23 protein-coding genes are annotated in these 21,663 nt (G+C 70.1%); 4 read left to right on the top strand and 19 right to left on the bottom strand.

Features of this window, described 5'->3' with window-relative positions:
* Positions 1-79: 79 nt before the first annotated feature.
* A complete protein-coding gene (locus tag KY572_RS19045; protein ID WP_224244292.1) occupies positions 80-1,468 on the top strand; it encodes a YhjD/YihY/BrkB family envelope integrity protein in 1,389 nt (462 codons plus the stop codon).
* A gap of 134 nt (positions 1,469-1,602) precedes the next feature.
* Complete coding sequence (locus KY572_RS19040) at positions 1,603-1,938, top strand: HU family DNA-binding protein (protein WP_224244291.1); 336 nt, start codon at positions 1,603-1,605, stop codon at positions 1,936-1,938.
* Between the two features lie 15 nt (positions 1,939-1,953).
* On the opposite strand, the gene KY572_RS19035 is transcribed toward KY572_RS19040, so the two are convergent.
* The 11 genes from KY572_RS19035 to KY572_RS18985 all read right to left on the bottom strand — a co-directional run bounded on the left by KY572_RS19035 (position 1,954) and on the right by KY572_RS18985 (position 10,898).
* The gene (locus KY572_RS19035; protein WP_224244290.1) at positions 1,954-4,041 is read right to left on the bottom strand and encodes a flagellar biosynthesis protein FlhA; all 2,088 of its coding nucleotides are present in this window, start codon (positions 4,039-4,041) and stop codon (positions 1,954-1,956) included.
* Positions 4,038-5,084 (bottom strand): EscU/YscU/HrcU family type III secretion system export apparatus switch protein, encoded by a 1,047-nt coding sequence (locus KY572_RS19030; protein WP_224244289.1) that lies wholly within the window; start codon positions 5,082-5,084, stop codon positions 4,038-4,040. Before KY572_RS19030 ends, KY572_RS19035 begins: the two co-directional genes overlap by 4 nt.
* Positions 5,081-5,875, bottom strand: a complete 795-nt coding sequence (locus KY572_RS19025) for an EscT/YscT/HrcT family type III secretion system export apparatus protein (protein ID WP_224244288.1) — start codon at positions 5,873-5,875, stop codon at positions 5,081-5,083. Before KY572_RS19025 ends, KY572_RS19030 begins: the two co-directional genes overlap by 4 nt.
* The gene (fliQ, locus tag KY572_RS19020; RefSeq protein ID WP_224244287.1) at positions 5,872-6,141 is read right to left on the bottom strand and encodes a flagellar biosynthesis protein FliQ; all 270 of its coding nucleotides are present in this window, start codon (positions 6,139-6,141) and stop codon (positions 5,872-5,874) included. The genes KY572_RS19025 and fliQ overlap by 4 nt, the downstream gene beginning before the upstream one ends.
* Before the next feature lie 4 nt (positions 6,142-6,145).
* Positions 6,146-6,871, bottom strand: a complete 726-nt coding sequence (sctR, locus tag KY572_RS19015; RefSeq protein WP_224244286.1) for a type III secretion system export apparatus subunit SctR — start codon at positions 6,869-6,871, stop codon at positions 6,146-6,148.
* Entirely contained in the window at positions 6,868-7,272 is a 405-nt protein-coding gene (locus KY572_RS19010; protein WP_224244285.1) for a flagellar biosynthetic protein FliO, read from the bottom strand. The genes sctR and KY572_RS19010 overlap by 4 nt, the downstream gene beginning before the upstream one ends.
* Before the next feature lie 17 nt (positions 7,273-7,289).
* Positions 7,290-8,441 (bottom strand): FliM/FliN family flagellar motor switch protein, encoded by a 1,152-nt coding sequence (locus tag KY572_RS19005; RefSeq protein ID WP_224244284.1) that lies wholly within the window; start codon positions 8,439-8,441, stop codon positions 7,290-7,292.
* A gap of 133 nt (positions 8,442-8,574) precedes the next feature.
* Complete coding sequence (locus KY572_RS19000; protein ID WP_224244283.1) at positions 8,575-9,102, bottom strand: hypothetical protein; 528 nt, start codon at positions 9,100-9,102, stop codon at positions 8,575-8,577.
* Between the two features lie 20 nt (positions 9,103-9,122).
* Positions 9,123-9,926 carry a flagellar M-ring protein FliF gene (locus KY572_RS18995; protein WP_224244282.1) on the bottom strand — a complete coding sequence of 268 codons (804 nt, stop codon included), beginning with the start codon at positions 9,924-9,926 and terminating at the stop codon, positions 9,123-9,125.
* Positions 9,927-9,937: 11 nt separating this feature from the next.
* On the bottom strand, positions 9,938-10,423 hold the full coding sequence (locus KY572_RS18990; protein WP_224244281.1) for an ATP-dependent helicase HrpB: 486 nt from the start codon (positions 10,421-10,423) through the stop codon (positions 9,938-9,940).
* A 10-nt stretch (positions 10,424-10,433) separates the two neighbouring features.
* Positions 10,434-10,898: a hypothetical protein gene (locus tag KY572_RS18985; RefSeq protein ID WP_224244280.1), complete on the bottom strand. Its 465-nt coding sequence runs from the start codon at positions 10,896-10,898 to the stop codon at positions 10,434-10,436.
* Between the two features lie 238 nt (positions 10,899-11,136).
* On the opposite strand from KY572_RS18985, the gene KY572_RS18980 reads away from it, so the two are divergent.
* A complete protein-coding gene (locus KY572_RS18980; protein ID WP_224244279.1) occupies positions 11,137-11,463 on the top strand; it encodes a PilZ domain-containing protein in 327 nt (108 codons plus the stop codon).
* Between the two features lie 12 nt (positions 11,464-11,475).
* Here KY572_RS18980 and KY572_RS18975 read toward each other — a convergent pair whose 3' ends face one another.
* Positions 11,476-11,874: a response regulator gene (locus KY572_RS18975; protein ID WP_224244278.1), complete on the bottom strand. Its 399-nt coding sequence runs from the start codon at positions 11,872-11,874 to the stop codon at positions 11,476-11,478.
* 38 nt (positions 11,875-11,912) lie between these two features.
* Entirely contained in the window at positions 11,913-14,480 is a 2,568-nt protein-coding gene (locus KY572_RS18970; RefSeq protein WP_224244277.1) for an ABC transporter permease, read from the bottom strand.
* A gap of 62 nt (positions 14,481-14,542) precedes the next feature.
* On the opposite strand from KY572_RS18970, the gene KY572_RS18965 reads away from it, so the two are divergent.
* Positions 14,543-15,706 carry a tetratricopeptide repeat protein gene (locus KY572_RS18965; protein WP_224244373.1) on the top strand — a complete coding sequence of 388 codons (1,164 nt, stop codon included), beginning with the start codon at positions 14,543-14,545 and terminating at the stop codon, positions 15,704-15,706.
* 6 nt (positions 15,707-15,712) lie between these two features.
* Here KY572_RS18965 and KY572_RS18960 read toward each other — a convergent pair whose 3' ends face one another.
* The 6 genes from KY572_RS18960 to KY572_RS18935 form a co-directional block, all read right to left on the bottom strand.
* Positions 15,713-16,084, bottom strand: coding sequence for a hypothetical protein (locus KY572_RS18960; RefSeq protein WP_224244276.1), 372 nt, complete (start codon positions 16,082-16,084; stop codon positions 15,713-15,715).
* 298 nt (positions 16,085-16,382) lie between these two features.
* Positions 16,383-17,078: an ABC transporter ATP-binding protein gene (locus tag KY572_RS18955; protein WP_224244275.1), complete on the bottom strand. Its 696-nt coding sequence runs from the start codon at positions 17,076-17,078 to the stop codon at positions 16,383-16,385.
* On the bottom strand, positions 17,075-17,824 hold the full coding sequence (locus tag KY572_RS18950; protein WP_224244274.1) for a tetratricopeptide repeat protein: 750 nt from the start codon (positions 17,822-17,824) through the stop codon (positions 17,075-17,077). The genes KY572_RS18955 and KY572_RS18950 overlap by 4 nt, the downstream gene beginning before the upstream one ends.
* Positions 17,821-19,677, bottom strand: a complete 1,857-nt coding sequence (locus KY572_RS18945; RefSeq protein ID WP_224244273.1) for a BatD family protein — start codon at positions 19,675-19,677, stop codon at positions 17,821-17,823. The genes KY572_RS18950 and KY572_RS18945 overlap by 4 nt, the downstream gene beginning before the upstream one ends.
* On the bottom strand, positions 19,661-20,605 hold the full coding sequence (locus KY572_RS18940) for a tetratricopeptide repeat protein (protein WP_224244368.1): 945 nt from the start codon (positions 20,603-20,605) through the stop codon (positions 19,661-19,663). Before KY572_RS18940 ends, KY572_RS18945 begins: the two co-directional genes overlap by 17 nt.
* A gap of 14 nt (positions 20,606-20,619) precedes the next feature.
* Positions 20,620-21,651: a VWA domain-containing protein gene (locus tag KY572_RS18935; RefSeq protein ID WP_263451819.1), complete on the bottom strand. Its 1,032-nt coding sequence runs from the start codon at positions 21,649-21,651 to the stop codon at positions 20,620-20,622.
* Positions 21,652-21,663 lie beyond the last annotated feature (12 nt).

Raw genomic sequence — 21,663 nt, 5'->3', positions numbered from 1 at the left:
GGCGGCCTTCCAGGCGAGTTCCCCCTGGGGAGACTGGCCCCGAGGGCGTGGGATTGACTAGCCTTGCTCCCCGCCTCGCATGACCGGACTCGAACCCCTGTGGAACCTGCGCACGAAGCTGGTCGGCTGGGCCCAGAAGACGTGGGCGCCTGTGGCGGACACGTCCCTGGGCCGCTTCGCGGCCGACGTCTACCTGGCCGCTCGCGCCCTCGTCCGAGACTTCCAGGGGGAGAACATCAGCCTCCGGGCCGCGGCGCTCACCTACATCAGCGTCTTCTCGCTCATTCCGCTGATCACCGTGGTGCTCGCCCTGCTCCGGAGCCTCCACTACGACGAGTTCCAGCGGCGGATGCGCAGCGCCATCTACGTGGCGCTCGCCCCGGGCATCCGTGAGGAGTCCTCCGAGTTCCTCGACCGCTTCCTCACCCCGGCCAACTCGATCGCCATCGGCAGCGTGGGCTTCGTGGCGCTGCTGTTCTCGGCGGCCTCGCTGCTGCGCAACATCGACGGGGCCGTGAACGAGGTGTGGGGCATCCGGCGCCAGCGGCCCATGCTCATCCGCGCGCTCATCTACCTGGGGCTGCTGCTGCTGGGCCCCGTGTTCCTCGCCGCTTCCTTCTCGGGCACGGGCGCGGTGCGCGCCCTCATCGTGAATGCGGGCTACTCCGTCGCGCCGCAGATCGTCCTGGTCACCACGACCGTGCTGGCGGTGACGAGCATGACGTTCCTCTACTACTGGACGCCCTACGCCAAGGTGCAGGTGCGCTCGGCGCTGGCGGGAGGCATCGTCGCCGGGCTGGGGTGGGTGATCGCCAAGGAGCTCTACCAGCAGTTCGCCGAGCAGATCTTCCGGTACGACAAGCTGTGGGGCTCCCTGAGCGTGGTGCCGCTGTTCCTGGCGTGGATCCACGTCAGCTGGCTGCTGGTCCTCAGTGGTGCGCGCTTGTCCTACGCGGTGGAGCACGCCGCGTTCCGAGACTCCCTGTGGGCCTTCGGCAACCACCCGCGAGCCCTGGAGCTGGTGGCGACCCGGGTCGCCATGGAGGCCACGCTCGCCTGGGTGGACGGGCAGCCGCCGCCCATGCCCCGAGCAATGGCCCTGCACCTGCGGGTCCCCGAGTCCTTCGTGCATGACGCCATCGAGCGCATGGTGAAGGCGCAGCTGCTGGAGCTCTCTCGGAAGGGAGGCGCCCAGCCGGCCAGGGATCCCTCGGACCTCTCCCTGGCGGAGATCTCCAGCGCCATCCATGGCGTCACCATCCTGGGAGGGCCGGAGACGTGGACAGGCCCCCGGGGGGCACCGGGCTTCGAGCAGGTGGAGGTCCTCTTCCACAAGGCCGACTGCGCCACGGCCGATGTGCTGCGCCGCACCAAGTGGACCGATCTGATCGCCCACCTGCGCCCTGGACTGGCGACGGCAGCGGCTCCCGCGGCCCCTGCCCCCCCGGCTGCCGCGGCCGGTGGCTGAAATCCGTAAGGTTTCCAAGAGGTTCGAGCCCGTGGCTGCTTGCAACGGCTACTCGTTCTGTTATGTTTTCTGGATTCGATCACGGGCCAAAGCGCCCTCCTTCCGAGGGGTCACGCGGTTTGCGGGAGCGTCCGATGCTCAAGTCCGATTTGATCAACATCCTCGTCGCCAAGCGGGGCGTGACCCAGAAGCAGGCCGAGGCCACCATCGAGACGATCTTCGAATCGATGAAAGAGGCCCTCTGCCGCGGCGAGAACATCGAGATCCGCGGACTCGGAGCCTTCCACGTCAAGAACTACCAGGGATATCAAGGCCGTAACCCGAAGACGGGTCAGGTCATCCCGGTGAAGCCCAAGCGGGGCCTGCTGTTCCGGACGGGCAAGGAGCTGCGCGACCGGGTCAACCGGCCGGCACCCCAGACGGCCTCGCCGGACCTGGCCGACCCGACCAAGGGCAGCACCGGCACCTGAAGCCTTGGATTTTCCTCATGCGGCGAAGGCCACGGGTGCCAGACGCCCGAGCGGCCGGATCTGCAGGTCCACGTCCAGCTCACTGTAGGTCAGCACGGCCACGTCGGGGAACGCGCCCTCGATGAGGCGCCGGAGCGCCCTGCGCACATCTGGCGCCGTGAGGAGCACCACCTTTCCGCCCGAGGCAATGCGGCGGACGCCTTCCAGAATCTCGGAGACGCGCTCGGGAGACGGAGCGGGCCCGCGAGGCCCCCCACCGCGCAGGGCCTCCTCCACCTCCGGGTCCACGAGGTAGGCGTAGAGGGGGCCCGAGGGAGCGAACTTGTGGCTCAGGTAGCGGTGCAGCGCCTGCCGGCAGCGCTCGGCGAGCGCGGTGGCGTCGCCCTCCGTGGCCGGTGAGACGAGCGCCTCCAGGAGCACGCGGATGTTCCGGATGCTCACCTGCTCCTGGACGAGCTTGCGCAGCACATCGGTGAGCAGCGGCAGCGGCACCTTCTGGAGCGCCTCCTTCACCAGCATGGGCGCCTGGGCCTCGAGCCCCTCCAGCAGCGCCTGCACCTCCTGGACTCCCAGCAGGTTCGAGGCTCGGGCCCGGAGGATGCCGCGGAAGTGGTCGACGATGAGCTCCCCCGGCTTCCGCACGGGGAGCTGCGCCATCTCAAGCCGCGCGCGCCCGGCCTCCGTCACCCGGCTGATCGGCCTGCCCGTGACCGGATCCACCGCCGGCTCCAGTCGGAGCTCGAGGAACGACAGCTCGTCGGGCGGCGACAGGACATAGAGGGCTCCTGGCACCACCTGGCCCGTTCCGGCGGGGACCTCGTCCACGAGGATGGCGTAGCCACCGGCGGGAAGGTAGGCCGCGTGGGTGCGCACCCGGATGCCCGGGACGCGAACCCCGAGCTCGTAGAAGATCTCGTCCCGAAGCTGGTTGAGCAGCTGGTGGACGAAGGCGCCCCCCTGCTCCTCGGCGATCGGGGTCAGGTCTGGCGCGAGGTCCACGGTGAGCGGGGACACTCCGACCGGGGCGGCGGCACTCGCGGGCGCCGCTCCTGTGCCCGCCCCGCTCGCGCCCGCCCCTTCCACGGCAGCCTGGGACCTATCAGCGGATGCCTCCTTCTCCTCCGTGGCCTTCTTCGCCTGCCCGAGCGAATACGCGACGCCGCCGAGCAGCGCTCCCAGCCCGAGGAAGGTCAGCAGCGGCATCCCCGGCATCAGGCCCAGGGCGCCACACAGCCCCGCGACGATCCAGAGCGCTCGGGACTGCCCGAAGAATTGAGTCCCGATCTCCGAGCCGAGCGAGTCCTCCTCCTTCTCCGATGCCACGCGCGTGACGACGAGCCCCGCCGCCACCGCGATGCACAGCGAAGGAATCTGCGACACGAGCCCGTCACCAATGGCGATGAGGGCGAACGTCGAGGCCGACTCGGCCAGGGTCATCCCCTGCTGCAGGACGCCGATGGTGATGCCGCCCAGCAGGTTCACCGCCACGATGACGAGGCCCGCGATGACGTCGCCCTTCACGAACTTCATCGCGCCGTCCATGGCGCCGAACATCTGGGACTCGCGCTCGAGGTTCCGCCGACGCTGGCGGGCCTGTGCCTGATCGATGGCTCCGGCGCGCAGGTCCGCGTCGATGGACATCTGCTTGCCGGGCATCGCATCCAGCGTGAAGCGCGCGGAGACCTCCGCCACTCGCTCGGCGCCCTTGGCCACCACGAGGAACTGGACCAGCGTGAGGATGGCGAAGAGCACGGCGCCGACGACGTAGTCACCTCGGACGACGAACTCGCCGAAGGCCTGGATGACCTCGCCCGCATGCCCCTCGGCCAGCGCGAGCCGCGTCGACGACACGTTGAGCGCGAGCCGGAACAGCGTGGTGAACAGCAGCAACGTCGGGAAGGCCGTCACCTTGAGCGCATCCTGGGCGTAGAGCGCCGCGACCAGCAGCGCCACCGCCGCCGCCAGGTTGATGGCCAGCCCCAGGTCCAGCAGCCAGGGTGGCAGGGGGATGATCATGGCGCCCAGCACCGCGGCCATCGCCACCGCGAGCACCACATCCGATGACTTCCGAGCCCTCGAGAGGATCTTCACAAGCAGGTTCATGACGTCTGACTCCGTGGACTGCCGTCCGTGTCGCGAGACTCCATCGCCACCCGCAGCACGACGGCCGCTGTCTGGTAGAGCTCCTCGGGGATCTGCTCTCCGACGTCGTAGTGGATGAGGCTGCGCGCCAGCGGAATGTCCCGAACCACTGGGATTCCGCGGCGTTGCGCCTCACGCCGGAGCGCGAGCGCATCCTCCTCGCGCCCCTTGGCGACGAGATAGGGCGCCTCGCATTCCTGGCTGTCGTAGCGGAGCGCGACCGCGATGTGCGTTGGGTTGACGACCACGGCCGTGGCCTTTTGCAGCCCGCGTGCCGGCCCGCCCTGCGCGAACTGCCGGTGGAGCGCCTTGCGCTGCGCCTTGTGGTGCGGATCGCCCTCGCTCTCCTTGTACTCCTGCTTGAGCTCCTCGCGGGTCATCATGAGTTCCTTGAGGTGCCGCCTCCTCGCCAGGGCGTAGTCCCCCACGCCCAGAGCCAGCAGCACCCACGCCAGGCGGGTCGTCAGCGGCACGAGCCGTCCCACGAGCTGGCTGAGCCCATCAGCTCCGTCGAGCCACACCGCGCGCAGCGCGTCCGGGCCGACCTCCTCCACCTCGTTCCACACGAGGACGGCAACGACACCCATCACCACCAGGGCCTTGGCCATCTCCACCAGCGACTGGAGGCTGAAGAGCCGCTTCAGTCCCTCGAAGGGGTCGATGCGCTCCAGCTTCGGAGACAGGTGCTCCGGGTTCAGCTCGAAGCCCACCATGGCCACCGAGACGCCCAGGGACGCCACCAACGCTCCACCGAGTGCGGGCGCGGACAGGCGCGCCAGCATCCACAGTCCTTCCTCCCATGCGCCGGAGCTCGCCGGCTCCAGCAGCAGCCGGGTGGTCCACTCCCTCAGCCGCTCGAAGCCTTCGGGCGCGAAGGCCGTGAAGCCGAGCAGCCCTCCCAGGGTCACCGCACTGGAGGACAGCAGTCGGCTGCGCGGAATCTGTCCCTTCCGGCGCGCATCCCTCAGGCGCTTCGCGGAAGGCTTCTCCGTCTTCTCGCTCATCGCGCCAGCCCTCCGAGCAGCGAGAGCGCACCTTCCAGCCCCACGACTCCGCCGAGCAGTCGCTCGCAGAGCACGCCCACCCCAAGCCACAGGAGCGCGCCGCCCCCCATGATTCGCAGAGGCGCCCCCAGCTCACGCAGATTCACCTGAGGCGCTGCCCGGGATGCCATGCCCATGAAGCAGTCCACCGTCAGCACCGCCGCCGCGATGGGAGCCCCTACCGCCAGCCCCGTCGCCATGGCTCCGCCCGCGAGCGTCACGACGTAGAGCGCCGCCGCCTCCGAGGGAACGAACGCGCCCAGCCCCACCACCCCGAAGCCTCGCAGAAGTCCGGACAGGACGACGGGGAACAGCCCTCCCGTCACCACCAGCGCCACGAGCAGCTGGTACAGGCCATCGCCCGTGGCGGCCTCCTGGGTTCCCGCCAGCGGGAGACTCGCCTCGGCGGAGGTACCTCGGAAGAGGTCCACGAACCGCCCGCCCATCCGCGCCGCATCGAATGGCAGCGCCGCGATGAGTCCCACCGAAGAGCCATAGACCAGCTCCTTGAGCACGAGCGCCACCAGCGTCACGGGTGTCTCCACCGGCGTCGGCAGTGCCACCCCCGCGACCAGGTGAAGAAAGAGCGCGAGGCTCAGCACCAGGGAGAGCTTCACGGTCGTCGGCGCGGCCTGTCCCCCCAGCAGCGGGCAGAGGAACGCCACGGGCAGGAGGCGCGAGGCACAGAGCGCCACCGCGACGATGGACGGCCCCATCAGCTCGAGCTGCGCCCGGAGGAACTCGAGGTTCATATCGACACCTCGGCAATGGCCATGAGCAGCTGGTGCGTGAAGCGCGTGAGCTGTCCGCCGATCCATGGCCCGGCGAGCACGAGCGCCAGCACCGCCGCGCACAGCTTCGGCACCACCGAGAGCGTGCTCTCCTGGAGCTGGGTGGTGGCCTGGAAGAGGCTGATGAGGAAGCCCACCACCAGGCTGGCGCCCACCGGTGGAAGCGAGGCGAGGACCATCAGGAGCAGGGCCTCTCGGCCGAGGGCAAGCAGGACATCCTGGGTCATGGCATCACCGGTAGCCGAGGATGAGGCCGCGAGCGAGCAGCGACCACCCATCCACGGCGACGAAGAGGAGGATCTTGAAGGGGAGACTCACCTGGCTCGGAGACAGCGTCTGCATGCCCAGGGCGAGCAGGACATTGGCGATGACCATGTCCAGCACCAGGAACGGCAGGAAGATGAGGAAGCCAATCTGGAAGGCCTCCTTCAGCTCGGTGATGACGAAGGCCGGGATGACCACGAAGAGATCCGTCTCCTGGACCTGCTCCATCTCCTCGGGAGGCCGCAGCTCGCGGGCGAGGTCGACGAAGAGCGCCCGCTCCTCGGCACTGCCGTGCTTGACCAGGAAGGCGCGGAGAGGCTCCGTCACCCGGGTCGTCGCGGAGAGGATCTGCGCACCGGACTCCACCTCCTGGTACGCAAGCTGCCCCGCGTCGTACATGCGAGCCATCACGGGCGACATGATGTGAGCCGAGAGCACCGCCGCCAGTCCGGTCAGCACGATGGTCGGTGGCGCCTGCTGCGTCCCCATCGCCGTGCGCGCGAGCGACAGCACCACGGCGATCTTCGAGAAGCTCGTCAGCATCAGCACCGCGAACGGCAGCAGCGACATCACCGCCAGCATCGCCATCATCGCCAGCGGATTGCCGGCATATGAGGCTTGCGACAGGGTCTGCTCGCCAGCAAGCGCCCACGCCGGAGCGAGCAGAAGGCCCACGAAGAGTCCCCGCTTCATCGCACGACTCCTTTCGGCTGCGACGAGGCACGGCGGCGCGGCGCAGGCCTACGGGCCTGAACAGGCATCCGCTTGGAGACCGGTGCCCGCTGGATCTCGGCGAACGAGTCGCCGAAGGCCACGAGGAAGCTGCGGCCATCCACCTCCACCAGGGCAATGCCACAGCGCTGGGAGAGGCCGGCGCGAGAGACGACTCTCAGGCGCTCGGGCAGCACGAACCGCGGTCCCGCGGAGCCGCGACGCCACAGCCACCAGCCGAGTCCCGCGACTGCCACAGCACCCAGCAGCCACCGGGCCGCACCCGAGGCCGTCAGAGCACCGAGGGGAGCCAGCGCCGCGAGTCCGAGGATGAGTCCGCTCGCGATCAGCAGGCGCTTCCGAGGAGAGAGAGAGGCAAGCATGACGTTTCCCCGGGAGCTCACGGCAGCAGGCTCAGGATGCGGGCGCCGACCTCGCCATCGATCTCGACCAGCTCGGCCCGGGCCACCGCGCGGTCACCGACACGCAGCAGCACCGGCTCGCTGGCGTTGATGCGCAGCGGGAGCAGGTAGCCAGGCTTCAGCGCGGCGAGCTCCGAGAGCGGCAGCATCAGCCGCGTCAGTTCGATCTCCACATCCACGGGCAGCGGGGGCATTCCCCCGCCCTGCTCGATGATGGTTGCCATGTTCGACTCCAGGGGAAGTGCGCGCCGGAGCGCGCGGGTCAGGGAAAATCCTTCGGGGGTGAACTCCCCCATCAGCTCGAAGCCACGGGTCACCAGGCGCCCTCGGCCGAAGAGGTGCTCGCCTCCGTGGAGGACTCGCTCGAAGACGATCACGTCTCCCAGCGAGAGCGTCTCCAGCGAGGAGGGAGCCAGTCGGGTGCACCCGAGAAAGCACCTCGCCCCGATGGACGCCGCGAGCAGCTCCGGCGCGATGGCCGTGCCCTTCTCCACGGGCAGGTCCTTGCAGGCGGCCTCGAACACCACAGCCGGGAGCACCAGCCGGCCACCCGCGGACACCTCCCCCACCGAGAGCGAGAGCTCCACCGAGAGGTGAGGCTTGCGGCCCTCTATCCGAGCCAGCGCCTCCGCCCGGTTCATCGTCACCCCCGCCAGCTTGAAGCCCAGTCGGGGGTAGAGCTCCGAACGGGCCCGGAGCGCCGACAGCGCCGACAGAATCAAGAAGGCGGTGGTCGCCTCCTCCAAGCGGGTGAGGCGCGTCACCGGGCCTGGCTTCTGGCTGCTTCCAGCCAGGAGCTCCAGCGCGGCGAAGAGCACCGGTAGCTCCAGCTCCAGCACCGCGCAGCCGCCCGTCATCGACAGGTCCAGCAGGACGAAGGCCGCCGTGTGCGCCAGGCCGCTCCCGGGAACCATCACCGCATCGACCAGCTGGCCCGTACCGCTCACCGGGCTGCCCAGCTCGCGTCCCAGCGCCTCGCAGACCACCTGGAGCGCCTGCCTTCCCCACTGCGCTACCTGGGGACGCTCTGCCAACGTCACATGTGCTCGGGCGAGCCGGCGCGTGCCGAGCCGGCTCAGCCTGGCGAACTTCGGGAGTGAGGACTGGGAGCTACGAGGTGCGGTGTTCATGGGGAACTCCTGTGCCGCGGACGCACCTCCCCTCTGCACGCCCGCTGCCAAGGCTCCGGGCTCGTGAAATCGCGGGCTTGGCGCACGGGGTCGTCCACCGAGGAGAGACAGCCGTCCGAGATGTGAGACGGGGTCAGCGTGTGGCTTCGCGGATCAACCGCTCGGCCAGCGCGGCCAGCGCAGGGGGTGTCGAGTCATCCGCGGGCTCCAGGCTCCGCTCTGGAAACAAGGTGCGCAGGTAGGGAGGAAGCCTTCGGAAGATCTCCCGCCGCAGTGCCTCCGGCGCCTCCTCCATCACTGTGCGGAGCTGCTCCGAAGGGTCGCTCCGCATCCCGAACTCCAACGCCACCCGGGCCTGCCGCTGAGCCGAGGTGAGCGCCGCGAAGCCCGCCAGATGCTCCTTCGCCCGCTCCGCCTCACGCTCTCCCAGTCCCTCGAGCAGCTCCGAGGCCCGCTCCCGGCCGAACACCAGCGCCACCAGCGCGAATCGAGCCAGCGGCAGCAGCGCGGGCGGTGTCTTCTGTGCCGCCTTCGCGACCGCTGCTCTCTGCCCAGGCCTTGGCGAGCCCTTCGCCCCAGGTACGGGCTTGCGGATGATGCGCGTGGCCTCCTCGGGACGCCCCTTCGCAACCGGCCTTCGGATGATCCGTGTGGCGTCCATTCCCGCGTCCTCCCAGAGACTCAGGCCACCTTGCGGGCGGCGCTCGCAGCCACCACGGGCCGAGCGGGCACAGGAGGAGCCACCGGCGTCACCGCGGCCTCGGCCTGGTAGTGCCGCAGGCGCATCGCCACGAACACCAGCGCCACCGCCAGCCCCGTGAGCACCACCCCCATCACCGCCAGCAGCACCCGCAGCCTCAGGAGCGGAGAACTCCCAGGCGCCGTCACCTCCACCCGCGTGACGGCCTCGTCCACCAGCAGCGACACCGCGTCAGGGGACAGGCCCTCCACTCCTCCCGCGATGAGCGCCTTGAGCTGCTCCTGCGACTGGCGAACCCGCGCCGCCTTCCCGGGCACCGTGCGCAGCATCGCCGAGGCCTTCGCCGGCATCGCCGTCTGCCCCGGCCTGGGAGGCGGTGGCACCATCAGGTGCACCCGCGCGATGAGCACGCCCTCCACTCCCTGGAGCGTCTTCTCCAGGCCTCGCTCGAGCACCTGCACCCGGCAGAGCTGCTCCTCTATCGGAGAGCGGATGAGCCCACCCCCACCGAAGACGTCACAGCCCGCCTCGGCCAGCGGCCTCGGCAGCCCCAGCTCGGCTAGAATTCGCACCGCGTCCGAGGCCTGCGCCTCGTCCACCTCGATGGACCAGGTGGGCTTCTTGCCCGCCTCCGGCACCTTGCGAGCGTCCAGCCCTCGCTCCACGAGGACCGTCTGCAGCTCGTTGGCCTGGCGCTCGTCGAGCCCATGCTGGATGCGCTCCCGGCACGCGGTGGCGCACAGGAGCAGCAGGAGAGGAACACAGCGGCGAAGACAGAGAGACATGATGACCTTCCTCAAACCTGGGTCTGAAGCACCTGCTTGATGCCGCCCGTCGCCTTCTCGACGACCTTCCCGGCCAGATCGAGCTCCTGGCTCGCGGCGTACACGTGGGCCTGGAACGCGAGCAGCTCCGCCGGAGTGAACGTCCGGCCCGACTCGGCCAGCGCCAGGATGTGGTCCAGCCGCTTCTGCGCCTGGCCCACCCGATCCAGCATCTGCGCGGCCTGCTGCTCCCGCGCCGACTGCACCGAGTCCACCCGCGTCCCCGGCTTCACCTCCATCCGGCCCGCCGAGGCCCGCTCCACTCCCTGCGCCTGCTGCTTGCCTGGCACCGCCTCCGAGGGCGCCGGACGAGCCGGGCCCTCCGTCGAGACGGGGATGCCTGCTACGCGCCCACCGCCCTTCACTCCCTCGAGCACCTTGCCGAACTGCTGCTTGCCGGTCTCCAGCGCGGGAGTGGCTCCCGCGCCTCCGACCGAACCCACCTTGTCGATGGCCATGGCGCCGCCCCTACCGGATGTTGTTGATGGCGGCCTTCGCCGAGTCGTGGCGGACCTTCATGATGTTCGAGACGGCGTTGTGCTCCCGGCTCTCGCGCTGCATCTCGTTCTGGAGCGACAGGTACGCCATGTTGAACTTCTGCCCGTCCTCCGCCATCAGCCGCTGCGCCTCGAGCATGTCCCAGGCGTCCCCCTTCCCCGTCGCGCCTCCCGTGGCGCTCGTGCCACCGGTGGTCCCCGGAATGGGCGTGATGGTGGCGTTCGTCGAGCCCACCGATGAGACGGTCGAGCTGACGCTCGAGACCGCCGCGCTCAGCACAGGGGCGCCGGGCACCATGCCTCCGACGATGCTGGCTCCCGTCTTGACGACCTCTTGAGCGGTGCGCGCGAGGACCGCGCCGAACTCGTTGCGCGGCGTCTGGCGCGCGAAGGTGGGGGTGATGGACAGCGATGCGATGCGGTTGTTGTTCTCCACGAAGGTCTCCCTGGTTGGACTGCGCGGAGACCCCATTTCAGTTGCCGTGCCAGCGCGAAGTTCCTGCAAGCTCGCGGGGTTATCCGCGCGGGCTCCTCGAGGACCGTCCAGCCGCAGGCGCGAGCGTCCACGCCGCGAGACGGTGTCCAGCTCCGAGCTCGCACCGTCCGAAAAATTGCGTCCTCGGATCCCTGCTCCAGACTGCTCCCGACCTGTTGCACGGAGGAGAGACCTGGACATGCTGCCCACGCCCAATGCCCGCACGGCCGATCGCTACCACCCCCGCGTCGATGCCCGACTCACGGTCAAGGTCCTCCTCGCGGGGCGCCCGGCCGTCCTCGCCAAGGCCCGCGACGTGTCCATGGCCGGGCTCTTCCTCCACGCCCACCCGGCAAGCTCCCTGAACGAGCTCACCCTCTCCATCCCCCTGCCGGATGACCGGGAGATCGTCGCCACCTGCACCATCGTCCGCCGGGAAGTGAATGGCGTGGCGCTCGAGTTCGGCACGCTCGACTGGGACGACTTCCTCGCGCTGGCTCGCTTCGTCCACCCGCTCCTGCCCTGAGCGGGCGCGGGCTCAGCGCGCCGAGGCCGCCGCGCGCAGCCGGTCCACCAGCGCCATCAGCTCCGTGCCCTTGAACGGCTTCTGGATGTAGCCGTCCGCTCCGGCCGCCGTGGCGCTGTCCACATCCGCCTTCTTCGCCTTCGCCGTCAGCATGTAGAGCGGCACCCGCTGCGTCGCCGGATCGCTCTTCAGGATGCGGCACACCGTCACGCCATCCAGTTGCGGCAGCACCACGTCCATCAAGATGAGGTGGAAGGCGCGGCTCTTGGCCAGCTTCAGCCCCTCGACGCCATCCGCCGCGCACACCACGTCCACCGAGCCGTCGCTCAGCATCGAGCTGACCAGCTCGCGGATCACCGGCTCGTCCTCGACGAGCAGGATGTGGAAGGTGGAGGCGGGTTCAGCGGCCATGGGTCTCGGTTGACTCGACACTATGACAGATCGCGCCCCTACTCGTAGGCGAGCGCCTCGACGACGTCCAGTCCCGCCGCCCTCCGTGCCGGATACACACCTGCGACCGCGGCACACAATGTGGCCGTGAGCGACATCTGTACGGCCACCATCGTGGGGAAGAGATACGGGAAGCGCCAGCCCGTGGCCTGCTCCCCCACCGTCATCGTCACCACGATGCCCAGCACCGTGCCCGTCAGCACTCCGATGAGCCCTCCTGACAGGCCGATGAAGGCTGCCTCACCCACGAAGAGGCGCAGCACGTGGCTGCGCGCCGCGCCCACCGCTCGCAGCAGGCCGATCTCCCGCGTGCGATCCAACACCGCCGCGAGCAGCGTGTTGATGACACCGAGCAGCGCCAGCAGCACCGCCACCGCCTCCATGGCGTAGGTGACCCGGAACGCGTCGTCCACCAGCGAGGTGACCTCCTCGCGCAGCTCGCTGTTGGACAGCACGAACAGGTTGTACTGGCGCCCGTGGGCCTCGGTGATGGCCCGGCGGATCTCCTCCAACCTGCTCCGGTCCGCCAGGTACGCCTCGAAGACGTCCACCTGATCGTCCTGGAAGTGCTCGATATAGACGTCGCGCGACATCACCACCGTGCCCTGGTCCGAGGTGTAGTCCACCGCCACGGCCGCCACCGTGTACGCGCGCACGCCCGTGGGAGTGCTCATCTCGAGGGTGTCCCCCACGTGCAGATCGCGGCGACGCGAGAAGTTCTCGGAGATGAGCACCTTCCCGGCGCGCCACTCCTCTCGGCTCGGCAAGCGCCCCTCCAGGAGGATGGGCCTGGCGCGCTGCTCGTAGATCTCCGGGATGAGCGAGATGACGTAGACCCTCAGCCCCAGCACGTCGTGCGGCAGGATGCGCACCCGGTCCACCTGTCCCACTCCCGGCAGCGCGTCGATGGCCTTGCCCAGCTCCGGGCGCATCGGCTGGTTCCTCACTCCCGCCGTCCGCGCCGAGGAGGTGATGAAGAGATCCGCGGGCACCGACTGGTGGATCCACTCCTCCGAGGACCGCTGGAAGGAGCCCACGAAGCCCGCGATGCACACCGCCATGGACACGCCGATGGCGAGCGCCGACACCGGCACCGCCGTCCTCCCGGGTGCCCGGGAGAAGTTGTCCGCCGCGAGCCGCCCGCTGATCCCCAGCAGCCGCTCGCCCGGCCCCCGGTACACGCGCCCCAGCACCTCCAGCACCGTGGGCGCCAGCAGCGTCGTCCCCATCAGGCACAGGAAGACGGCCAGGTAGCCCCCCAGCGGCAGGTTCTCCACCGGCGGAGGCAGCCGGACCAGCGGGTACACCACCGCGAGGCACCCGAGCCCCGCCCACACCGTCCACGCCCGCACGCCTCCCACCTGCATGCCCGCCGCCGCGTCCCGGCGCAGCGCCTCCACCGGCTGGACGCTCGAGGCGTGCAGCGCCGGCCGCAGCGCCGCGAACGCACTGCCCAGCACTCCGAGCGCGAGCCCCAGCCCCAGCTCCAGCGCCGTCACCGTCACGTCCCGCGCGTTCACCTTCACGTAGATGCTCGAGATGGACTCGGAGACGAGGCCAATCGCGCCGCGGCCCACGAACACCCCCAGCGGCAGGCCGAGCGCCGTCCCCGCCCCGCCCAGCACCATGGCCTCCAGGGTGAACAGCGTCCGGATGCCCAGGCGCGAGGCCCCCAGCGCCCGCAGCGTGCCGATCTCCCTCCGCCGCTGCACCACGCTGATCGAGATGGTGTTGTAGACGAGGAACACCCCCACCAGCAGCGCCACGCCCGAGCCCAGGTTGAGTCCCATCTGGAAGCTGCGGACCATCGTCTCCACCGTGCCGCCCCGCTGGGACGGACGCTCCACCTCGAACGCCGGCCCCAGCGCCTGGCGCAGGCTCTCCCGCGTCGCCTCCAGCCCCACCTTCGGGTCCACCGCCACGTCGATGCGGTCCAGCACCCGGTCTCTCCCGAAGGCCGCCTGCGCCGACGCCACGTCCATCACCGCCACCGAGCCCCCGAACGCCTTGATGGGCCCGGACTCGCGCACCAGCGCGTGGACGATGAAGTCCTGCGCCCCGCTGGCCGTCGTCAGCCCGAAGGTGTCTCCCACCTTCAGCCCGTGCTCCCGGGCGAAGCGCTCCGACACAAGCATCCGATCCGTCGAGTTCAGGAACTCCAGGTCCTCCGCCAGCGAGCCCAGGTCTCGATCCACACCCTCGTACGTGCGGAAGTACCCGTCATCCAGCAGATCCACCCCCATCACGTAGAGGGACTGTCCCGGCGAGCCCCGCACCGGAGCGATCACCACCAGGTTCCCCGACGCGTGCGTCACCCCCGGCACTTCGCGCACCCGGGCGAGCACCTCCTCGGAGAAGCCCACCTGCGTGCCCGTCACCGTGAGCTCCGCCTTGCCCGCGATGGTGTCCACTGTGGAACGGAACGCCTCCATCACCGAGCGGTTGATGGACGTCACCCCCACCATCGTTGCGACTCCCACGGCCACGCCTACCAGCGTCAACGCAGTGCGCAGCGGCGCCTGCACCAGATGCCGCAGGGAGACGAGCCTCAGCAGGGAGAGCAACACCCCTCCCACCTTAGCCGGGCCCTCTCGCCCCTGTCCGAGCGGTGGTCTAGAATGAACGCGTAATGGCCGAAAACCTCGAATGTCCCGAGTGTCACGAGCCGATCGCGCCGGACGACTTCCAGTGTGAGCAGTGCGAGCTGCTGCTCAACCCGCAGGTCGCCTCGGGCGAGTACGTCATCACGGATCCGTCCATCGTCCGGGCGCTGCTGTCTCCGCCCCAGCGCACCTCCTCGCGGGAGATGCCCGCCAGCCCTCCACGCACCCGTGTGGACGACTCCGTCACCGCGCGCTTCTCCGTGCCCCTGGATGAGGACACGGTGCCCTACCTCGTCGCGAGGCTCGACACCGCCCTCCAGCCGCTCCATCCCTTCGTGGCCTACGTCGCCTCCTTCATCGATGGGACCCAGACGGTGGCTGCCCTGGCTCGCGCCGCCCGGCTGCCCGAGATCGAGATCAAGGTGGTGCTCAAGTCCCTCTTCGAGCAGAACCTCGTGGAGCTGCACCGTCAGCCCGCGCCCGCCCCTCCCGAGGACGCCCTGCCGCTCCTCAATGGCGCGGACTTCCTCGAGGAGGGCGCCTCCAGCGCTCCCGCTCCGGAGGCCGCCATGCCCCCGCCTCCACCTCCGGAGGCCGTTGAGCCTCCGCCTCCGCCCCGCATCGAGCCTCCCCTCCCGCGCAACCCGTTCTCCCTGGCTCCCGCGCCGGCCCGCCCCGCGACGAACCCTCCCATCCCTCCGCGCCCCTCCTCGCCCGCAACCCCTCCGCCCATCGCCAGGACGGCCGCGCCACCTACCGCCGCTCGGACTTCGGTCCCTACGCCTCCGCCGGTGAGGCCTCCCTCCCGCTCGACTCCCACGGTGACCCCGCTCCAGGAGCCCCCCGCACCCTCGCGCTCACAGGAGCGCAACGAGGACTTCCTTCAGCGCGCGGTGCGGCTCGAGCGCGAGGGGCAGGTGGATCGCGCCATCGAGCTGCTCAAGCGGGGCCTGGCTCGCTCCGCCGCCCCCGCCCCGCTCTACAACAAGCTGGCGCTCATCCTCGTCAACCAGCGCAAGGACTACCTGCAGGCGTCGGAGCTGCTCGAGCGCGCCGTGGAGCTGGAGCCGCACAACCCCGTCTTCCAGCAGAACCTGCTCAAGGTGGTGGGCCTGGCGGCGAACACGCCCGGGCTCCACGGAAAGAAGCCGCGCGGCATCCTCGAGCGCATCACCGGCCGAAGCTCCTGAGCCGCCTCAGGGTAGGAACCCGTCGAGCAGCCGCTCCGCCTCCTCGCGGGAGAAGGCCAGGTATGGCTCGTGCTGGTACTCCTTGCTGTCGCGCGCGAACTGGAGCGCCACCTGCGCCGACCGGCCCACGATCCGCACCGCCCGGCCGTACTTCCGCTCGCGCTGCGCCTCGATGACGCGCTTGAACTGAAGCGAGCCCTCGGGCCCCAGCGGCTCCGCCTGCGTCAGGTCCGATACGACGTCGAACCCCGGCCGCAGTCGATCCATCTCCTTGATGATGGCGTCGGCGATGCCACGCACCTGTGCCTCATCCACCCGGCCCTCAATCCGGATGAAGAGCCGGTTCTTTCCCACATCGGCGTGAACGTCGACGACCACGTGCGGCGACCTCCCAAGGTGCGAGGATGGTAGGCCCCCCGATTTCCCTGGCCGCAGTCTACCCGCTTGGGAACGCGGTCAAAGCAGGCGCCAGAGGTCCACCCAGCCCGTCCGTGCAGTCCCAGCGCATCGTTCCGGACAGCCCGTACGACCAACCCCTTCCCATGCTCCCCGCCAGGCGCGGAAACCCGGTCCAACCCAGGCCAGGCAGGTCCAAACACGGCTCCCGGAGAGGCCTCGCCGCCTGAAACCTGTCCGAACTGGTCTGCTTGTCATACCAGTTGGCTACCGGTCCGACTCAGGGGGCGGGCGGCGGACCTACCTGCTCGTCTCCCACGATGGCGCCGTCCGCCAGCCGGACGATCCGGTCTCCCACCTCCGCGGCTCGCGGGTCATGGGTCACCATCACCACCGTGAGCTGCCGCTCTCGAGTGGCCTCGCGCAGCAGCCGGAGCACCTCCGCGCCCGTCTTCGAGTCCAGGTTGCCCGTGGGCTCGTCCGCCAGCAGTAGGGCCGGCTCGGTCAGCAGCGCCCGCGCCACCGCCACCCGCTGCATCTCCCCGCCCGAGAGCTCGTCCGGGCGGTGCTCGGAGCGTCCACGCAGCCCCACCGTCTCCAGCAGCGCCTCGGCCTTCGCCAGCAGCGCCACCCGAGGCCGGCCCGCCAGCAGCCCCGGCAGCATCACGTTCTCCACCGCCGTCAGCGTGGGCATCAGGTTGAAGAACTGGAAGACGAAGCCCAGCCGCTCCCGCCGGAAGGTGGAGAGCGCGGTGTCATCCATCCGCGCCAGTTCCTGCCCGTCGATGCGGATGCTCCCGCCCGAGGGCACATCCAGCGCTCCCAGCAGGTTGAGCAGCGTGCTCTTCCCCGAGCCCGAGGGCCCCATCACCGAGAGGAACTGCCCCCGAGGCACCGTCAGCGACACTCCCGCCAGCGCCCGGACCTCGGTGCGGCCGCGGCGGTACACCTTGGTCGCCGCGTGCACCTCGATCATATCTCCGCCACGCCTTCGCGCTCCGTCCAGCCCTCCAGCCCGTTGGGCAGGCGGATGCGCACGTAGCGGCCCGTCTCCTCCAGCACTCGCACCTTCAGCCCGGCGTGGACCTCGAAGAGCGACTTCGCATCGCTCTTGGGGAACTCGCGCGCCACCATCGTCGGGGAGAGCACCACCGCGTCATGCACCGTGTGCTCCACCCAGGCGTGCGCCGCGAGCAGCCCGCCCGTCGGCAGCGCCACCAGCAACGACAGCACCGCGAGCACCGCCGTCCACGTGCGCTTGCCGGGTGTGAGGAACCGGAACAGCAGCAGCAGCCCGAAGCCCAGCACCCACGAGCCCAGGAATGCCCAGCCGATGGGCTCGCCCGGGGTGGCCTTCACCAGGCGCGTGAGGAAGTCCTCCTCCACCGCCACGCCCTCCACCTTGTCCTTCTGCTGCGCGCGGGCGAGCGCGAGGTTCGCCTCCAGGTCCGGCGCTCGGCCGCCCTGCTTCCACGCCCGCTCCAGCGAGAGCACCGCGCGGCCCAGGTCTCCCTGGGCCATGTAGGTGGTGCCCAGGTTGTAGAGCACGTCCGGGCCACCCTGGCCGTGGGAGAGCAGCTTCTCGTAGCCCTCCTGCGCGGCCTTGTAGTCCTCGCGGGCGTACGCCTCGTTGGCCTGGGTGAAGAGGGCCTGCGCCTCCTCGGGCGTGTAGTAGCCCTGCCCGAGCAGCGTGGTGACGAGTATCGCGGTGATGGCGTTCACTTCTCCCAGCCCTCCATCACGGCCTCGGCCTCGTCGAGGACCCGGTTGCGCTCGGACAATTCCGCGCCTCCGCCGAAGCGGCCCATGTCACACGCCTCGAGCACGAAGAGCACTCGCGAGCGCCTGGCGGGCGCAACTCCCGCCGCCGTCATCTTCTCGCCCAGCGCCTCGCGGGTGAGGCCCACCACGGGGATGCGCAGCCGCGCCTCCAGGAAGCCCATCAGCGCCTTCTCCACCTCCGCGTAGAAGGCGCTGGTGCTGCCCTCGCCCACCAGCTTCTCCGCCGCGGCCAGCCGCTTGCGCGCCGCCTTCGCCTGCTGCCTGGTGCGGCCCGCCTCCGTCTGCGCGAAGAGCCGCCCGCGCACCTGCCCCAGCAGCATCGCCCCGAACAGCAGCCCCACCGGCGCCAGCACCACCGGCAGGAAGAAGGCCTGCCGCCACAGCGGCGTGGACGGCGCCACGAAGCGCGCCTGGTAGCGCAGCGGGCGCAGGCCTCCCGCCGTCAGCACGTTCTTCTGCTCGCTGGCGGCGTCCTGCAGCGGCGCGGCCGTCGGCCCGAGCGAGGACACTCCGCCCGCCCCCGCCTCCACCGTCACGGTGATGGGGTCCGTGCGCGACACGTCGTACTCGCGGCGGCGCGGATCGAAGTAGGGGAACTCCAGCGCCGGCAGCGTGAAGGTGCCCGTGCGCTGCGGCATCACCAGGTACTCCTGCATCCTTCGGCCCTGGATCTTGTTCTTGTTGGGCGTCAGCTTGTCCGTCGTCGTCGGATCGTAGACCTTGAGCGCCGACGGCGCCGTCAGCTTCGGCGGCGAGACGTTCTTCACGTTGCCGGTACCCTCGAGGATCACCTTCACGGTGATGGGCTGGCCCAGCTCCACCCGCGTGGGGCTCACGTCCATCGTGAGCTGCCAGCTGCCCACGTTGGCGCTGGCCATGCCCGCGGGCCCGCCCGGCGGCAGCGGCTTCACCTTCACCTTCAGCCCGTTGGACACGCGGTGCACCCGGTGGCCCGCGAAGAGGAAGCCCGTGGTGATGTCCGCCTCCGCCGGGGTGATGGTCAGCGTGCCCGCCTTCACCGGGAACAGCGCCCGGCGGCGCAGCAGGTACGCCCGGTAGGGCACCCCGTTGACCACCTTCTGCTCGCCCGACAGCTGCGTGGGGCTCTCCACGTCCTCGCTCCAGAAGCCCTCCAGCTTCGGCATGGTGACGGCGTCCACGCTGGACAGGTCCACCCGCGAGTAGATGTAGAGCGAAAGCGTCGCCTGCTCGCCCAGGAACACCTCGTCCCTGTCCAGGCTCGCGCGCAGGAACAGGTCCGAGTCCCCGCGAGGGATGACGGGCTCATCCCCCGCCTCGTCCATCTCCTCGAAGGGGTCCGCGGAGGGGAAGTTGCGGAACGGATCCGGCAGGGACGGCCTCGCGGCCTGACCGGGCGGAGGCCCCAGGCGGCCAGGCTTCACCGTCACCTCGACGGGCTCGGTGCGCTGCGTCTTCCCGGCGGTGATGAGCGTGGCCGGCGGGATGGTGAGCCTTCCCGCCTTCTTGGCCCGGAGGATGAGCAGGTGCTTGGTGACGTCCTGGATGACGGCGGGCCCACCGCCCGACAGCTGGATGGAGCGCTGGCTGCTGCGCGAGGTGGACAGGACGTCGAAGTCCCTCGGGTTCGGCAGCTGCACCTGGGCGGACGGAGGCGCGTCCACCACCACCACGGTGAGGCGGAGCGTGTCCTCGGTGCCGACCTCGTTGCGGTCCACCGATTGATAGAACTCGACCTCCGCCCACGCTGGCGCCGCGACCAGCAGGGCCAGGCCCGCGAGCAGCGCCGTCCCGCAGCTACCAGTCCTTCTCATTGGGCTTCCTCTGCTTCTTCTTCTGCTGGAAACGCCACAGCTGAAGATTCTTCTCGTTCTGCTTCATCGCATCCAACAGGCGCTCCGCCTCCTGCCGGTCGATGTCCTCGGGGCTGACCCCGGCGTCCACCTCGTACTCCGTCTGCTCCTCGGAGTCGGTGCCCCCATCCGCGCCACCATCCATCCCCTCGCCCTCACCTTCGCCCGAACCGGCGTCGGAGCCACCATCCGAGCCGCCATCCCCCTGCCCCTCCCCCTGCTGCCCACCATCTCCGCCCGCATCGGCTCCACCGTCACCGCCGCCGTCCGCGCCTCCATCCGAGCCACCATCGGCCTGCCCCGCATCGGAACCTCCGTCGCCTCCGTCCGTTCCGCCATCCACCGGAGTGCCGCCGTCCTGAGGCTTGCCTCCATCCTGCCCCGCGTCCGGACGCCCACCGTCGGTGCCTCCGTCACTGCCGCCGTCGGTGCCTCCATCCGAGCCGCCCTGCTGCGGCGGAGGCAGGTTGCGCAGCACCACCTCGTAGTTGTGCCGGGCCAGCTCGTCGTTCGGGTCCAGCTTGAGCGCGCGCCGGTACGCCTGCAGCGCCTCCTTGCGCGCCCCCGTCGTCGCGTGGATGTTGCCCAGGTTGTACCAGGCCTTCCCCTGCAGCTCCGGCCGGTTGGACTCGGTGACGCGCTGGAAGGCCGACTTCGCCTCCTCCGCCCGACCGAGCTGGGCCAGCGCCACCGCGCGGTTGTACTCCACGGCCGGATCATTCGGCAGCTCCCGCTTGGCCTCCTCGAAGGCCGAGAGCGCGTCCTCGTACTTGCCCGCCTCGTACGCGGCGCGGCCCTTGGCCACCAGCGGGTGGTCCACCTCCAGCGGCCCCGCCGCCCACGCCGTGGAGCCCAGCCCCAGGACGAGCACCCACGCGAGCACACGCATCACGTGGCCCGGGCTCACGATGGCCTCCGGCGCGAGGAGGGCACCAGCAGCATGCCCGCCGTCAGCAGCACCAGGCCCGCCACCGCGTAGTCCTGGAAGCGCTCGTCGTAGCGCATCGTCACGCGGCTCTCGAGCTCGCTCTTCTGCATCTTGTCGATGCGCTCCACCACCTGCCCCATCGCCACGCCGCGAGGCTGGTAGAAGAACTCTCCGCCCGTGGCCGCGGCGATGGCCGACAGCCCCGCGCGATCCATCCGGGTGATGACCGTCTCCCCGTTGGTGTCCTTCTTGTAGTCCACGAACTCGCCGCGGCGGTTGTAGATGGGGATGGGCTCGCCGCTCTCCGAGCCCACGCCGATGGCCAGCACCTGCACGTTGCCGTCCTTGAGCTGGTCCGTCGCCTCGCGCACCTCGCCGAACAAGTCCTCGCCGTCCGACAGCAGGACGATGACGCGCTCCTTGGCGCCTCGGTCCGCGTTGTCCAGCACCTGCCGGGCCAGCGTCAGCGCCGAGCCGATGTTGCTGCCACCCTGCGGCATCTGCTCCGGATCCACCGCGCGGAGGAACAGCTTCACCGCGGAGTAGTCCGAGGTGAGCGGAGACTGGATGAAGGCATCGCCCGCGAAGACGACGAGCCCCACCCGGTCTCCCTTCAGCTCGTCCAGCAGCGTGGCCAGCTCCAGCTTGGCGCGCTCCAGGCGGCTGGGCTGCACGTCCCGGGCGAGCATGGACTTGGAGGCGTCCAGCACCACCACCACGTCGATGCCCTTGCGCTTCGTCAGCTCGCTCTTGCTGCCACACTGCGGCTGGGCGAGCGCGAAGCCGAAGAGCAGCAGCCCCAGCCCGTACAGGCCGCCCTGCACCGCCGGACGCCACTCGGACACGCCGGGCGCGAGCTTCGGCGCCAGCCGCTCACTCAGCAGCGCGCGCACCCGGGAACGCCGCCGCAGCGACAGCACCAGCGCCACCACGCCCAGCAGCAGCCCCACCGCGCAGAGCGCGAGGTACACGGGCTTCGCCAGGCCCAGGTGGTAGCCGAGGAACATGAACCGCCAGGC

The organism is Hyalangium gracile, assembly GCF_020103725.1.
GTDB classification, from domain to species: domain Bacteria; phylum Myxococcota; class Myxococcia; order Myxococcales; family Myxococcaceae; genus Hyalangium; species Hyalangium gracile.
Note: the sequence above shows the minus strand (reverse complement) of the source record. Positions and strands in the feature narration are given on the sequence as shown.